This window comes from Conexibacter sp. CPCC 206217 (assembly GCF_030646165.1).
Classification (GTDB): domain Bacteria; phylum Actinomycetota; class Thermoleophilia; order Solirubrobacterales; family Solirubrobacteraceae; genus Conexibacter.
The window spans coordinates 239,933-253,058 of record NZ_JAUTDO010000004.1; the positions used below are offsets into that span (position 1 = coordinate 239,933).

Sequence of the window (13,126 nt, forward strand, 5' to 3'; positions counted from 1 at the left end):
GGACTCGGCGTCCGCCGTCGCGCCGGTTTTCGCCGCCGGGGCTCGGCATCCTGCTCGCGGCCGACGCGATCACATGCGATTCGCATGCTAGCCTCGAAATCACATGTCGCCGATGATCCAGATCCGCAACGTCCCGGACGAGCTGCACCGCGAGCTGAAGGCGCGCGCGGCGCGCGCGGGGATGACGCTGTCGGACTTCCTGCTGGACGAGCTGCGCGCGCTGGCCGTGCGGCCGACGATGCAGGAGTGGCTCGACGAGAGCCGGAAATGGGAGCCGGTCGAGGTCAGCGAGTCGCCCGTTGACGCGCTCGCGGCCGAGCGCGACCGGCACGCGGCGTGACGGTCGCAGCGCGGGATCGGCGGGCGGCGTGATCGTTGCCGACGCGAGCGCGGTCGTGGAGGTGCTGCTGGCGCGGCCGGCCGCCGCGGCGGTGCGCGCGCAGCTCGCCGCGCACGGCGAGGTCCACGTGCCGGAGCACTTCCACGTCGAGGTGCTGTCGGTCCTGCGCCGCTACGCGCTGCGCCGCGAGCTGAGCGACCGGCGCGCGGCGGTCGCGCTCGGGGCGCTCTACGAGCTGCGGGCGGTCCGCTACCCGGTGATGCAGCTCGCCGACACGATCTGGGAGCTGCGCGACAACCTCTCGACGTACGACGCCGCGTACGTCGCGCTCGCGCGCCGGCTCGACGTGCAGCTGCTCACACTCGACGGCGGCCTCGCCGCCAGCGCCCGGGTGGACGGGCGGCTGGCGGAACTGAACTAGTGGTGTGACCGGTCACACCACTAGGCGCGGGCCTCGCTCGGCGGCTCACGCACGACCGAGCTCCGGCACTTCTGAACCGCTACGGTCCGGAACTTGCCGGTGCTCGCCCGTCAGGCCGGCTCGTAGGCGCGCTCCGCCTCGCGGACGGGCTCTGCGGCGGCTTCCGCGGCGGCCGCCGCGTCCGGCTTCGGCGCGTCGCGCAGCACCACCAGCGCGACGACGAGCGCGGCGGCGCAGAGGCCGGCGGCGATCAGGAAGGCGAGCTGGTAGCCGCCCGTGAGCGCGTCGAGCGTGCTCTCGCCCTGGGCGGTGAGCGTGTCGGTGCGCGTCGCCGACAGCGTCGCCAGGACGGCGAGGCCGAGCGCGCCGCCGACCTGGGCGGTCGTGTTGACGAGGCCTGAGGCGAGACCGGCGTCGCGCGGCGTCGCGCCGGACATCGCGAGATTCATCAGCGCCGGGAAGGCGAGGCCGGCGCCGACGCCGAGCAGCAGCATCACCGGCAGCACGTCGGTCACGTAGCTGCCGTCGACCGGCGCGCGGGCGAACAGCAGCAGCGATCCGGCGATCAGCACGAGGCCCGGCACGAGCGTCGTGCGCGCGCCGAAGCGCGTCACGAGCTGCTCGGAGAAGCGGATCGAGAGCGTCCCCATCACGACCGACATCGGCAGGAAGGCGAGGCCGATCTGCAGCGGGTCGTAGTCGAGCACGCGCTCGAGGTAGAGCGAGCCGAGGAAGAACGTGCCGAACATCCCGGCGACGCTCAGCACCTGCACGGCGTTCGCGCCCGAGACGTTGCGCGAGCGGAAGATCCGCAGCGGGATCAGCGGGTTGCGCGCGGTCGCCTCGCGCGCGACGAAGGCGCCCAGCAGGCCCACCGCCAGCGCACCCAGCAGCAGCGTCTGCCCGGCGCCCCAGCCGAGGTCGGCGGCCGGCTCGACGATCGTGTAGACGCCGAGCATCAGCGCGCCGGTGATCAGCACCGCGCCCGGTATGTCGGCGCCGCCGCCGGTGCCGATCCCTCTGTCGCGCTCGATCAGCCGCGTCGCGGCGACCGCCGTCGCGAGCGCGATCGGGACGTTGATGAAGAAGATCCAGTGCCAGCTGATCGACTGCGTCAGGATGCCGCCGGCGAGCAGGCCGACGGAGCCGCCGGCCGAGGCGACGAAGGCGTAGACGCCGATCGCCTTCGCCTGCTCGCGCGGCTCGGGGAACATCGTCACGATCATGCCGAGGATCACCGCGGAGGTCATCGCGCCGCCGACGCCCTGCACGAAGCGGGCGACGACGAGCATGCCGGAGCTCTGCGAGACGCCGCAGACCAGCGACGCGAGGGTGAAGAGCGCGAGGCCCGCCATGAAGACCCGTTTGCGGCCGAACATGTCGCCGATCCGCCCGGCCAGCAGCAGCAGCGAGCCGAACGCGATCAGGTACGCGTTGACGACCCATGCAAGACCGGAGGCGGAGAAGCCGAGGTCGGTCTGGATCTCCGGCAGCGCGACGTTCACGACGGTCGCGTCGAGCACGATCATCAGCATTCCAGTGCACAGCACGTAGAGCGCGATCCAGCGTCTGCGGTCCTGCTTGACCTCGGACATGTCAGGTGCCTCCAGAAGGGGTCTCGGGTGCTTCATCCGTACAGACCGACGGGCGCGCGGGAACTCATCGCCGTCCGCGGTCGCGGTCGTCGGGCGGACAGCGTGCGGTGGACCGCGCCGTCGCGCAGCGCGAACGCGCTCAGCGCCGGGCGCGCGTGCGCGCCGCCGCAGAAGGTCACGCCGACGGCCGCGTCGAAGCCGGTTCGCAGCGAGGAGACCCACGGGAAGCTCCAGCCCATCCGCCACTTGCACGCGACGATCGCGTCCAGCGGCGCGTCTGAGATCGCGACGAGCGCGACGCCGCTCGCGTTGAGATCCGCGAGCGCGCGCTCGCAGCGATCTGCGGCGCGCGTGCAGGCAGGCAGCGCGGCGTGCCAGCCGGCGTCGAACGGGAAGTGCGGGACGAGCAGCTGCCCGCGGCCGTCGAACAGCTCGGCGAGCGTGCGCGGCCCCTCCTCGGTGTCGAACCAGAACTCCTGCACCAGCGCCATGCCGCCTGCCTCCGTCGCGAATCGGGATCCTGCGGGTGCAGACGCGCGCGGGCGGGTGAACTCATCGGCGAGCGGCGCGTGGGCGCGCCAAGAAGGCAACGCGATGCCGCCGGGCTCGCGCGCTCGGCCCTACCTGCCCTCTTCTCGTGCCCGTGTCACACGATCGGACGCTGCGTCGTCCAGGCAGCATGAGCACGACTGAGACCCACACCCACACGTACGCACCCCGACCCGACCTCACCAAGCACATCGGCGGCCCGATCGCTGCGATGCAGCGGCTCGAGGAGCGGATCGAGTTGGACGAGACGATCCGCGAGCTGGTCAAGCTGCGCACCTCCTTCGTCAACGGCTGCTCCTTCTGCATCGACATGCACTGGACCGCCGCCCGCGCCGCGGGCGAGTCCGAGCAGCGGCTGGCGCAGATCGCCGCCTGGGACGAGAGCCCCTACTTCGACGCGCGCGAGCGGGCCGCGCTGGCGCTGGCCGACGCCGTCACCGACGTCGGCGGCACGCACGTCCCGGACGACGTCTGGGAGGTCGCGGCGCAGCAGTTCAGCGAGGCGGAGCTGGCGAACCTCGTCGTCGTGTGCGCGGCGATCAACTTCTGGAACCGCTTCGCGATCAGCGCCCGCGCGCTGCCCGCGAGCTGGGTGGCGCCCGCGGCCTGACCCGACCCGACTACCCTCACCGTATGGGCGAGCTGCTGTCCGTCAACGTCGCGCGGCCGGAGCCGATCGGGCTCAGACGCGGGCAGCCGGTCGGCAGCGCGATTCGCAAGCGACCCGTCGCGGGCCGCTTGCGCGTCGAGGGCGTCAACGTCGCCGGGGACCAGCAGGCCGACTGGCGCGTGCACGGCGGTCCCGACAAGGCCGTCTACGCCTACGCGCGTGAGGACGAGGAGTGGTGGGCGACCGAGCTGGGGCGCGAGATCCCCGCCGGCGAGATGTTCGGCGAGAACCTCACCACGCGCGGGATCGACTGCACCAACGCCGTGATCGGCGAGCGCTGGCGGATCGGGACGACGGTGCTGGAGGTCTGCCAGCCGCGCGTGCCCTGCTACAAGCTGGGCCTGCGCTTCGACGACCCGCTGATGCTGAAGCGGTTCGCGCTCGCCTCGCGGCCGGGCGCCTACCTGCGGATCGTCGAGGAGGGCGAGCTCGGCGCCGGCGACGCGGTCGAGCTGCTGGAGCGCCCCGGCCACGGCGTCACGATCCGCCTCGTCGCCGACGCGATGCTGCTCGACGAGACGCTGCTGGAGCAGACGCTCGCCGCCCCGCAGCTGCCGGCCCCGCTGCGCGACTGGATCGAGCAGCGGGCCGACTGAAGCGGTCGGCGCCCTCGGCCCGCGCCGCTCCTACAGCAGGAACGTGAAGATCGGCGAGCCGGGCGGGACCTGCTCGATCTGCAGCGGGCTGCGCTCCATCCGCTCCAGCAGCGCCGGCAAGTCGGGCGCGCGCTCCAGCTCGATGCCGACGAGCGCCGGCCCGGTCTCGCGGTTGTTCTTCTTGACGTACTCGAACACGACGATGTCCTCGCCCTGCGCCAGCACGTCGTCGAGGAAGTGGCGCAGCGCGCCCGGCTCCTGCGGGAACGTGACGAGGAAGTAGTGGCGCAGGCCCTCGTGCACCATCGAGCGCTCGACGACCTCGCTGTAGCGGCTGACGTCGTTGTTGCCGCCGGAGACGATGCAGGCGACGGCGCCCTGCGGCGGGCGGCGCAGGAACCCGCGCGCGGCGGCGCTGGCGAGCGCGCCGGCCGGCTCGGCGATGATCCCGTCGGACTGGTAGAGGTCGAGCATCTCGGTGCAGACCGCGCCCTCGGGCACCGCCACGACCTCGTCGACGAGGTCGCGCACGAGCGGATACGTCAGCTCCCCGACGCGCCCGACCGCGGCGCCGTCGACGAACGTGTCGACGTGCGCGAGCGAGACCGGCCCGCCGCCGCTCAGCGCGGCGCCCATGCTGGCCGCCCCCGCCGGCTCGGCGCCGACGACGCGGATCCCCGGCTGGTGGCGCTTGAGCCACAGCGCGACGCCGGCTGCGAGCCCGCCGCCGCCGATCGGCACCACGACGGTGTCGATCTCGCAGCCGGCCGCGGCGGCCTGCTCGGCCAGCTCGAGCGCGACGGTTCCCTGTCCCGCGATCGTGCGCGCGTCGTCGAACGGGTGGACATGGATCGCGCCGGTCCGCTCGCTGTCGGCGTGCGCGGCGGCGCTCGCCTCGTCGTAGGAGCGCCCGGCGATCACCGGCTCGATCCACTCGCCGCCGATGTCGGCGATCCGCTGGCGCTTCTGGCGCGGCGTGTTGGTCGGCAGGAAGACGCGGCCCCTGATGCGCAGCTCGCGGCAGGCGAACGCGAGCCCCTGCCCGTGGTTGCCGGCCGAGGCGCAGACGACGCCGCGCTCGCGCTCCTCCGCGCTCAGCGTCGAGATCAGGTTGTACGCACCGCGCGCCTTGTAGGAGCGGCAGACCTGCATGTCCTCGCGCTTCAGCAGCACCGGCACGCCCAGCCGCGCGCTCAGCCGCTCGCTCGGCTCCAACGGCGTGCGCTTGACGACCGCTGCCAGGCGCTGCGCGGCCTGCTGAATCGCGGCCGCGGTCAGCCCGGTGCCGGCGGGCGCCGCGATCTCCTCGGTGCCGGCAATCGCCGCGACGGCGCGGGCGTCGGCGTCTTCGGCGTCGGGAGCGTGAGCGGGATCGGCGGGCATGCAGCCAAATCTACCCGCGGCCGGGATCGACCAGCTCGCCGGCGAGCAGGTCCATCAGCAGGCCGTCGCGCCAGCTGCCGTCGGGCGCCCGCTCGTAGCGGCGCATGACGCCGACGGGACGGAAGCCGATCCGCGTGTAGACGCCGATCGCGCGCGTGTTCGCGGCGGCCGGGTCGATCGTGAGGCGGTGGTGGCCGCGCGCGCCGAGCAGGTGGCGTGCGAGCGCGACGAGCGCGTCGGTGCCGATCCCGCGGCCGTGATGGCTCGGGTGCAGGGCGATGTCGATGCCGGCGTGGCGGTACATCGGCTCCGGCTCCTCCCACGACTGGATCAGGCCGACGGGCCGCGCGCCGCCGCCGCCGAGCAGCTCGATCGCATAGCTGGTCTCACCAGGCTCCAGCCTGACGAGCGCGTGCAGGTCGTCCTCCTGCTCGCCCCACCAGCGCGCGACCTCCGGCTCGGCGAGCAGCTCGCGCAGCCACGGCACGTCCGCCACCGTCACCCGCCGCAGCCGCACCAGCCGTCCGCCGATCGTCTCCATCAGGACAGTCTGCCGCAGCCGCCCCGCACCGTCGCCGCAAGCCCGTCACCATGCAGGGCCGATGGCCGCACCTCCTCGCAACCTCGTCAACCTCAAGTCCGTCGACAAGGGCTACGGTTCGCGCTCGGTCCTGCGCGACGTGACGCTCGGCGTCAACGCGGGCGACCGGATCGGGATCGTCGGCATCAACGGCGGCGGCAAGTCGACGCTGCTGAAGCTGATCGGCGGGATGGAGGACACCGACGCCGGCGCCGTCACGCGCGTCAGCGGGCTGCACCTCGCGACGATCGCGCAGGGCGACGAGCTGGACGGCGCCAAGACGATCCGCGACGAGCTGGTCGGCGGGCGCGCCGACCACGAGTGGGCCGCCGACAGCCGCTTCCGCGCCGTCCTCGACGGCCTGCTCGGCGGCGTCGCGATGGCGCGCTTCCCACAGGGGCTCGACACGCCGATCGGGCCGCTGTCCGGCGGCGAGCGGCGGCGGATCGCGCTCGCGCAACTGCTGCTCGACAGCCCCGACCTGCTGCTGCTCGACGAGCCGACCAACCACCTCGACGTCGAGGGCGTCGCGTGGCTTGCGCGCCACCTCGCCGGGCGCAGAGGCTCGATGGTCGTGATCACCCACGATCGCTGGTTCCTCGACGCCGTCTGCACCCAGACGTGGGAGGTCTCCGACGGGACCGTGCACCAGTACGAGGGCGGCTACGCGGCCTACGTGCTGGCGCGCGCCGAGCGCGACCGGCAGGCGTCGACGCGCGAGGACAAGCGCCAGCAGCTCGTCAGAAAGGAACTGGCGTGGCTGCGGCGCGGGCCGCCGGCGCGGACCGCGAAGCCGAAGTTCCGGATCGAGGCCGCCAACGCCCTGATCGCCGACGAGCCGCCCGCGCGCGACGGCGTCGAGCTGCTGCGCTTCTCCAGCTCGCGCCTCGGCGACAAGGTGCTCGACGCCGAGGAGCTGTCGGTCGCCTACGGCGACAAGGTGCTGCTGCGGCGCGCGACCTGGCGCCTGGGCCCCGGTGACCGCGTCGCGCTCGTCGGCGTCAACGGCTCCGGCAAGACGACGTTGATCAAGCTGCTCGCGGGGGAGCTGTCGCCGTCGACCGGCGTCGTCGAGCGCGGCGCGACGGTGAAGCTCGCGCACCTGTCGCAGGACGCCGTCGAGATACCCGGCGACGTGCGCGTGCTGCAGTCGCTGGAGCAGGTGCGCGGGCGGATCGCGCTCAGCGACGGCCAGGAGCTGACGGCCGGCCAGCTGTGCGACCGCTTCGGCTTCCGCGGCTCGAAGTCGCGCACGTTCGTGAGGGACCTGTCGGGCGGCGAGCGGCGGCGGCTGCAGCTGATGCGGCTGCTGATGAACGAGCCCAACGTCCTGCTGCTCGACGAGCCGACCAACGACCTCGACATCGACACGCTGACCGCGCTGGAGGACCTGCTCGACGGCTGGCCCGGCACGCTCGTCGTGGTCAGCCACGATCGCTACTTCGTCGAGCGCGTGACCGACGACGTCTACGCGCTCGCCCCCGACGGCTCGATCCGCCACCTGCCCGGCGGGATCGAGCAGTACCTGGAGCAGCGGGCCGGGGCGGACTCGGGGTCGGCCGGGGCCGGGCGCGACGGCGGTTCGGGCTCCGGCGGGGGCTCGCGGGGCGGCGGCTCCGGGTCTGGCGCGAGCGGCAACGGCGGCGGTTCGCGCGCCTCCGGCGGCGAGCTGCGCGCGGCGCGCAAGGAGGTCCAGCGGCTCGAGCGCGCGCTGGAGAGACTCGACAAGCGCGAGGCGTCGCTGCACGAGCAGATGGCCGAGGCGGCCACGGACCACGGCCGCCTGCGCTCGCTCAACTCCGAGCTGGCCGACCTCTCGACCCAGCGCGAGACGCTCGAAAGCGCCTGGCTGGAGGCCTCAGCGACGCTGGAGAGCTGAGGACCGCAGGATCACCGCCGCCGTGCGGCAGCGATCCTGCGGTCCTCGCGCGTCAGGCCGTCGCGAGCGCCTTGGCGGCCGCTTCGAGTCTGTCGTCGCCCCAGAAGAGGCGGTCGCCGACCGCGATCGTGGGGGCGCCGGTGACGCCGCGCTCGCGCGCCGCGTCGGTGTTCGCACGCAGGCGCGCCTTGATCTCCGGCCGCCGCACGCCCTCCGCGACCGCGTCGCGCGGGACGCCAACGGCATCGGCCGCGTCGAGCAGGACGTCCAGCTCTCTGAGGTTGAGCCCGCGCCCGAGGCCGGCGTCGAACAGCGCGAGCGCCATCTCACGCTGACGCCCGTGCTCGTCCGCGACGAGCACCGCGCGCAGCGCCGGGATCGAATAGGTCGCTCTCGGGAAGCCGGACGGCCAGACGAGCGGCAGCCCGCGTGCGGCCGCACGCCGCTCGCACTCGCGCATGTGTCCCTCGCGCACCGTCCCCTCCTGCCACGACCACGGCACCTTGCCGATCTCCAGCAGCAGCGCCCCGAACGCGATCGGCACCCAGCGCGGCGCGACCGGCAGCAGCGCGTCGACGCGGTGGGCGGCGAGGTAGGCGTACGGCGAGCTGACGTCGTAGTAGAAGACCGGCGGCTCAGGCGGCACGCGTCCGAGCGTACGGCGCGGGCGGCGAGCAGGGACCCGGTCGAAGCGACAGCGGGGGCTTCGCGACGGCGACGCGCGCCGGCCGCCCGGCCTGCAACCCTGTCGGGCGATGTCAGACGTCGATTCGCTTCAGAACTCCGAGGAGGCCGTCGCGCAGCTGCGCCAGGAGGCCGCCGACGCCACGCACCGCGCTGCGATCGAGCAGCTGCGCAAGGCTCCGCTGGCCGACACGGCCAGCAAGGCGCAGCGGCGCGTGAGCGCGACGCTCGACCACGTGCGCAGCTCGACGAACATGCGCGAGGGCCCGCTGCCGGAGGTCGAGGAGCTGGCGATCTCGCTGCTGGAGACCGGCCTGCTGCACCCGCCGCTGGTGCGCGAGACCGGTGACGGCGACGTCCCCTACGAGCTGGTCGCCGGCGCCCGCCGGCTGGCCGCGATGCGGCTCGTGGACGAGGCGGAGGGCACGCCGCGCACGTGGGACCTCGACCTGCGCGTCGGGATGACGCGGCGCGAGGCGCTGACGCTGCAGTTCGCCGAGAACTTCCATCAGAGAAAGCCCGAGCCGATCATGTTCGCGCGCGCCGTGCGCCAGATCATGATCGAGGACCCGGAGCTGACCGCGGCCGAGGTCTCGCGCATGACCGGCGCGCCGGCCGAGTGGACGCGCAGCGCGCTGAAGCTGCTGGAGCTGCCCGCGATCGCCGAGCGCGTCGAGGCCGGCGACCTCGCCTTCACCGCCGCCGACATGGTGCGTCGCGCGATCTCGACCGGGCGCGTCAGCGAAGCAGATGCGATCGAGCTGGCCGGCAGAGCGGCCGACGGCGACATCACGACCGGCGAGCTGAGAAGAGCGGTCGGCTACGTGCCGCCGAAGCCCGAGAACTACGACGAGCTGGCCGGCGAGCTGGACAGAGCGCGCTGGGACGCCAGACGCGCGGCCGAGAACGGCGGCGCGGCCTCCGACGCCGACCAGCGCGACTGGGAGCGAGGCGGCCACGAGCAGGAGCCCGGCTTCTCCGCCGGCGCCGCGCCGCTGGACCCCGCCGCCGGCGGCGCGCGCCCCGACACGACCGCGGGCGAGAGCGCCGAGGACGCCGAGCGGCGCGCGAGCGAGCTGGACGCCTACCTGCTCGGCCGCGTCCTCAACGAGGTCGCCGACGAGTACCGCGAGCTGCTCGGGATCGTCGACGACGGGGAGTCCTTCCAGTACGCCTTCGCGCTGCGCCCGTACGAGCGCGTCGCGGCGCTGCGGATGCTCGCGAGAAAGCTGCTGGAGGCGGACCGCAACCCGCCGCGCGAGCTGGCTCACCTGACGCGCGCGGGGGTCTGAGCCGGCGCTGTCCGGCTCGCCGTGTGGCGAGCCGGCCGGCGCAGCGAGCCGGCCGCCGGCGACGCGTTCCGCCGCGGCACCCCCTGCCCCTCACGGCGTCGGGGTCCCGCCGATCCCGGCCAGTCGGGGCAGCGGACCGATCGCGAGCATGTCCTGAACCAGCGCCACACCGATGCGCCCGGAGCGTCCCACGAACGGGAGGGCGTTGCCCGGGACGCCGTCGGGCTGCCTCTGCGGATCGACGGGGTACAGCTCGATCAGCCGGTCGTCGAGCACCAGCGCGACGTGCTGCGCGGCGTCCTCGACCGCGACCCCCGGCAGCATCCGCCCCTGACCGCGCTGCGAGACGGCGCGCGTCAGGTCGTGCCAGGCAGCTCTCTGCGCGTCGGCGAAGACCAGCTCGAACGTCACCTCGCCGCCGCCCGGCGGGATCTGCGTCGTCGCTCTCTCCGCGCCCCGCAGCGCGGGCTGGCCGCGCAGCACGAAGAAGCGCGCACGCGGGTCGCTGCGCGGCATCGCGCGTCCGCGGTCCAGACCAAACGACTGCACGATCCGGCCGTGGCCATCGAGCGCGCGCAGCTGGGTGCGTGCGTCGGCGAGCGTCATCCCGACGCTGGCGGCGCCGCGGCGGCTGATCGCCGTCGCGCGCGCGACCCCGTCGGCGAGGCCCTGCGCGACGGTCGTGCCGTCGGGCAGCAGCGCGCTCGCCTCCCAGTCGTAGACGGTCAGGTTGCCGGGACCCAGCGCGGCGGTCGCGAAGGCGCTGTCCTGCGGCGAGACCGTCGCCGTCAGCCTGTTCCCGTCGCCGATCACCTGTGAGCGCTCGGGACCGATCGCCTGCAGCCGCGCCTGCGCCCGCTCGGCGACCGACGCCGCGTCGTCGACGCTGTACGTCAGCCGTCTGAAGCCGCTCGGGCTCGACGGAGCCGGCGCGTCGATCGGCACGGTCTCGATCGTGTCGATGCGCCCGTCCGTCCGCGTCACCAACTGCACGCGCTTGGCCCTGTTGCGCGCGATGGTGAGCGAGAACGGGCGTGCGACGAGCGTCGGCCCGTTGACCCGTCTGACCGTCACCGTCGGACCGCCGGGCACCGATTCGGCCTTGCCGCCGCGGTTCGCGCCGAGCGGTGGGGTGCCCACGACGATCTGCGCGTCCGGAGCAGCAAGCCCCGTCACGACGACGCGGTCGCCCTCGGCGCGCGCCTGCACCCACGCCGATCTCGCCGGCTGTCGCAACTGTGCCAGCACGAGCCCCTGGAACGCGCAGATCGTCGTGCCTGCCGGGTCGCGTCCGTTCGGCCGGTTTGCGCAGATCGCGGCGCGGTCTGTCGCGTAGACCGCGAAGCGGCCGCCGGCGGCGTCGAGCGAGACGCGTTGGCCGCCGGGCGCCGGCCGCGTACCGCCGACGTCGAACGGCGTCAGGGCTACGACGGCCGCGGCCAGCAGGATCAGCGTCAGCGCGGCGCCCGCGGTCTGCTGGAGGTGGTGGCGACGGCGGCGCCGACGGGCCTGCGCGGCGCCGATCAAGCGGCTGCCGATGCGCGCGAGCGGGTCCGCCGCGGACGACGCCGCCGCGGCTGCGTCGCGGGCGGGCAGATCGTCCGCGGACGACGCCGCGTGTGGATCGCGCGCGAGCGGATCGCCCGCGGGCGACATGCCGCCGGGTTCGGGTTGGTGGCCGCTCATCGCGCGCGCTCCTCCTCTGCGTCGGCCATCCGCAGGCCGACGCGGCGCAGGCCGCGCGACACGCGCGCCCGCATGGTGGTCTCGGTGGTCTGGAAGCGGGCGGCCAGCTGCGCGTAGCCCTGCTCGTCGACGACGCGCGCGAGCACCGCCGCGCGCTGGTCCGGCGGCAGGTCGCCGACGAGCCGCATCGCCAGCTCGCCAGCGGCCGCCTCGCTGAGCCGGCGGTCGACCTCGGCCAGCTCGTCCGCCGACAGGTCCAGCGACGCGATCCCGAGCCGCTGCAGGGCGTCGTCGGCGGTCCGCGCCCGCCGGATCGAGTCGATCAGCTTGTGGTTGGCGATCCCGAACAGCCACGCTCGCACCGGTCCCTCGCCGGGCCGGAAGCGGTGCGCCGACTGCAGCGCGGCGGCGAACACCTCCGCCGTCAGATCGAGCGCTTGCTCGGTCGAGCGGGTGCGCGAGCGCAGGTACGCGAGCACGGCCGGGGCGTGACGCGCGTAGACCGCGCCGAACGCGGCCGGCTCTCGCTTGGTCGCAGCCAGCAGCTGCTCGTCTGATCGCTTGTCGTCCCTCATCTGCTCAGTTCCTCGCACGGGCGCGGAACGTGTGACAGCCCGAGCGGCGTACTCTGAAGCAGATGAGCGACGACGCACGGAACCCGGGCCGCGCGATCACCCACGTGGACGCGACGCCGCCGGCGACGGGTGCCGACGTCGTCGACCTGCTGCGGGCGAAGGCGATCGCGCTGGAGGATCTGGCGACGACCGTCGAGCGGCTGCGCGCCGAGGGCTGGCGCACCGACGGCGCCGTCGGGCTCGGCTTCTCGCTCGGCGTCGACGGCGTCCACCTCGAGTGCGACGCGGCCGGCTACCACGTGCTCGCACGGCTGGGCCGCTCGCTGTCGCCGGGCACGGTGATCCACTGGCACCGCAACGACCGCAGCTGGCGCTCGGGCGGCTGGATCGTCGGGCTGCCGGCGGAGGAGCAGCTCGGCGAGACGGAGGACCTGCCCGTGATCGTGCAGTCGACCCGCTCCGGCCGCCAGACCCGCTGCGAGGACCAGCAAGAGCTGGTCGAGGCGGTCAGACTGCACCTGCGCGAGATCGCCGCCGACCTCGACGAGGACCCGCTGCTGCGGGCACGCGCCGGCGAGGTGCGCGAGCAGCTGGCCGCGCTCGACGCGGGCGAGCCGCCGCAGGTCTTCTACCGCTTCGAGGGCTCGCCAGAGGCCGAGGACGCGCTCACGAGCGCGCACATGGTGCACGTCACGCCCGAGGCGCTGGCACGCTGGGAGGGCTTCCGCGACGGCGTCGCCGGCGAGCCGCTGTACGACGGCGACCAGCGGCTGGAGGGCCTCACGGGCCTCGCCTTCCGCGACGGCTTCCGCCGCGGCAGAGAGTGCGCGCACCTGCTCGCGCGCGACGGCTGCTGAGCGGGGCGCGCGCCGGGGC

At 74.1% G+C, this 13,126-nt stretch carries 14 protein-coding genes; 7 read left to right on the plus strand and 7 right to left on the minus strand.

Going from position 1 to position 13,126, the window contains the following annotated elements; all coding sequences use genetic code 11:
* The first annotated feature begins 103 nt into the window (after positions 1 to 103).
* The gene (locus Q7L65_RS12345) at positions 104 to 340 is read left to right on the plus strand and encodes a hypothetical protein (RefSeq protein ID WP_304721549.1); all 237 of its coding nucleotides are present in this window, start codon (positions 104 to 106) and stop codon (positions 338 to 340) included.
* Positions 341 to 368: 28 nt separating this feature from the next.
* The gene (locus Q7L65_RS12350) at positions 369 to 761 is read left to right on the plus strand and encodes a type II toxin-antitoxin system VapC family toxin (RefSeq protein WP_304721550.1); all 393 of its coding nucleotides are present in this window, start codon (positions 369 to 371) and stop codon (positions 759 to 761) included.
* A gap of 110 nt (positions 762 to 871) precedes the next feature.
* Here Q7L65_RS12350 and Q7L65_RS12355 read toward each other — a convergent pair whose 3' ends face one another.
* Both Q7L65_RS12355 and Q7L65_RS12360 read right to left on the minus strand, forming a co-directional pair.
* Positions 872 to 2,356 (minus strand): MFS transporter, encoded by a 1,485-nt coding sequence (locus Q7L65_RS12355; RefSeq protein ID WP_304721551.1) that lies wholly within the window; start codon positions 2,354 to 2,356, stop codon positions 872 to 874.
* A 32-nt stretch (positions 2,357 to 2,388) separates the two neighbouring features.
* Positions 2,389 to 2,847, minus strand: a complete 459-nt coding sequence (locus Q7L65_RS12360; protein ID WP_304721552.1) for a DUF899 family protein — start codon at positions 2,845 to 2,847, stop codon at positions 2,389 to 2,391.
* Positions 2,848 to 3,035: 188 nt separating this feature from the next.
* On the opposite strand from Q7L65_RS12360, the gene Q7L65_RS12365 reads away from it, so the two are divergent.
* Positions 3,036 to 3,515: a carboxymuconolactone decarboxylase family protein gene (locus Q7L65_RS12365; RefSeq protein ID WP_304721553.1), complete on the plus strand. Its 480-nt coding sequence runs from the start codon at positions 3,036 to 3,038 to the stop codon at positions 3,513 to 3,515.
* Between the two features lie 23 nt (positions 3,516 to 3,538).
* Positions 3,539 to 4,171 carry an MOSC domain-containing protein gene (locus tag Q7L65_RS12370; RefSeq protein ID WP_304721554.1) on the plus strand — a complete coding sequence of 211 codons (633 nt, stop codon included), beginning with the start codon at positions 3,539 to 3,541 and terminating at the stop codon, positions 4,169 to 4,171.
* A 30-nt stretch (positions 4,172 to 4,201) separates the two neighbouring features.
* Here Q7L65_RS12370 and ilvA read toward each other — a convergent pair whose 3' ends face one another.
* Entirely contained in the window at positions 4,202 to 5,554 is a 1,353-nt protein-coding gene (gene ilvA / locus Q7L65_RS12375; RefSeq protein WP_304721556.1) for a threonine ammonia-lyase IlvA, read from the minus strand.
* A gap of 10 nt (positions 5,555 to 5,564) precedes the next feature.
* On the minus strand, positions 5,565 to 6,095 hold the full coding sequence (locus tag Q7L65_RS12380) for a GNAT family N-acetyltransferase (RefSeq protein WP_304721558.1): 531 nt from the start codon (positions 6,093 to 6,095) through the stop codon (positions 5,565 to 5,567).
* 61 nt (positions 6,096 to 6,156) lie between these two features.
* Here Q7L65_RS12380 and Q7L65_RS12385 point away from each other — a divergent pair, with 61 nt between their 5' ends.
* Positions 6,157 to 8,013, plus strand: coding sequence for an ABC-F family ATP-binding cassette domain-containing protein (locus Q7L65_RS12385; RefSeq protein WP_304721560.1), 1,857 nt, complete (start codon positions 6,157 to 6,159; stop codon positions 8,011 to 8,013).
* Between the two features lie 52 nt (positions 8,014 to 8,065).
* On the opposite strand, the gene Q7L65_RS12390 is transcribed toward Q7L65_RS12385, so the two are convergent.
* On the minus strand, positions 8,066 to 8,659 hold the full coding sequence (locus Q7L65_RS12390; RefSeq protein WP_304721561.1) for a 2-hydroxychromene-2-carboxylate isomerase: 594 nt from the start codon (positions 8,657 to 8,659) through the stop codon (positions 8,066 to 8,068).
* A 109-nt stretch (positions 8,660 to 8,768) separates the two neighbouring features.
* Between Q7L65_RS12390 and Q7L65_RS12395 the strand changes: the two genes are divergently transcribed.
* Positions 8,769 to 9,989, plus strand: a complete 1,221-nt coding sequence (locus tag Q7L65_RS12395) for a ParB/RepB/Spo0J family partition protein (RefSeq protein ID WP_304721562.1) — start codon at positions 8,769 to 8,771, stop codon at positions 9,987 to 9,989.
* Between the two features lie 90 nt (positions 9,990 to 10,079).
* Here the strand turns inward: Q7L65_RS12395 and Q7L65_RS12400 are convergent, their stop codons facing one another.
* Both Q7L65_RS12400 and Q7L65_RS12405 read right to left on the minus strand, forming a co-directional pair.
* A complete protein-coding gene (locus Q7L65_RS12400; RefSeq protein ID WP_304721564.1) occupies positions 10,080 to 11,675 on the minus strand; it encodes a hypothetical protein in 1,596 nt (531 codons plus the stop codon).
* The gene (locus tag Q7L65_RS12405) at positions 11,672 to 12,250 is read right to left on the minus strand and encodes an RNA polymerase sigma factor (RefSeq protein ID WP_304721566.1); all 579 of its coding nucleotides are present in this window, start codon (positions 12,248 to 12,250) and stop codon (positions 11,672 to 11,674) included. Before Q7L65_RS12405 ends, Q7L65_RS12400 begins: the two co-directional genes overlap by 4 nt.
* 62 nt (positions 12,251 to 12,312) lie before the next feature.
* Here Q7L65_RS12405 and Q7L65_RS12410 point away from each other — a divergent pair, with 62 nt between their 5' ends.
* Entirely contained in the window at positions 12,313 to 13,107 is a 795-nt protein-coding gene (locus Q7L65_RS12410) for a hypothetical protein (protein WP_304721567.1), read from the plus strand.
* Positions 13,108 to 13,126: the final 19 nt, after the last annotated feature.

Excerpts from the sequence above, each read along its gene's own strand:
- Q7L65_RS12380 (WP_304721558.1), bottom strand. The coding sequence starts at position 6,095 with ATGGAGACGATCGGCGGACGGCTGGTGCGGCTGCGGCGGGTGACGGTG.
- Q7L65_RS12385 (WP_304721560.1), top strand. The coding sequence starts at position 6,157 with ATGGCCGCACCTCCTCGCAACCTCGTCAACCTCAAGTCCGTCGACAAG.
- Q7L65_RS12395 (WP_304721562.1), top strand. The coding sequence starts at position 8,769 with ATGTCAGACGTCGATTCGCTTCAGAACTCCGAGGAGGCCGTCGCGCAG.
- Q7L65_RS12355 (WP_304721551.1), bottom strand. The coding sequence starts at position 2,356 with ATGTCCGAGGTCAAGCAGGACCGCAGACGCTGGATCGCGCTCTACGTG.
- Q7L65_RS12365 (WP_304721553.1), top strand. The coding sequence starts at position 3,036 with ATGAGCACGACTGAGACCCACACCCACACGTACGCACCCCGACCCGAC.
- Q7L65_RS12360 (WP_304721552.1), bottom strand. The coding sequence starts at position 2,847 with ATGGCGCTGGTGCAGGAGTTCTGGTTCGACACCGAGGAGGGGCCGCGC.
- Q7L65_RS12370 (WP_304721554.1), top strand. The coding sequence starts at position 3,539 with ATGGGCGAGCTGCTGTCCGTCAACGTCGCGCGGCCGGAGCCGATCGGG.
- Q7L65_RS12400 (WP_304721564.1), bottom strand. The coding sequence starts at position 11,675 with ATGAGCGGCCACCAACCCGAACCCGGCGGCATGTCGCCCGCGGGCGAT.
- Q7L65_RS12345 (WP_304721549.1), top strand. The coding sequence starts at position 104 with ATGTCGCCGATGATCCAGATCCGCAACGTCCCGGACGAGCTGCACCGC.
- ilvA (WP_304721556.1), bottom strand. The coding sequence starts at position 5,554 with ATGCCCGCCGATCCCGCTCACGCTCCCGACGCCGAAGACGCCGACGCC.
- Q7L65_RS12410 (WP_304721567.1), top strand. The coding sequence starts at position 12,313 with ATGAGCGACGACGCACGGAACCCGGGCCGCGCGATCACCCACGTGGAC.
- Q7L65_RS12405 (WP_304721566.1), bottom strand. The coding sequence starts at position 12,250 with ATGAGGGACGACAAGCGATCAGACGAGCAGCTGCTGGCTGCGACCAAG.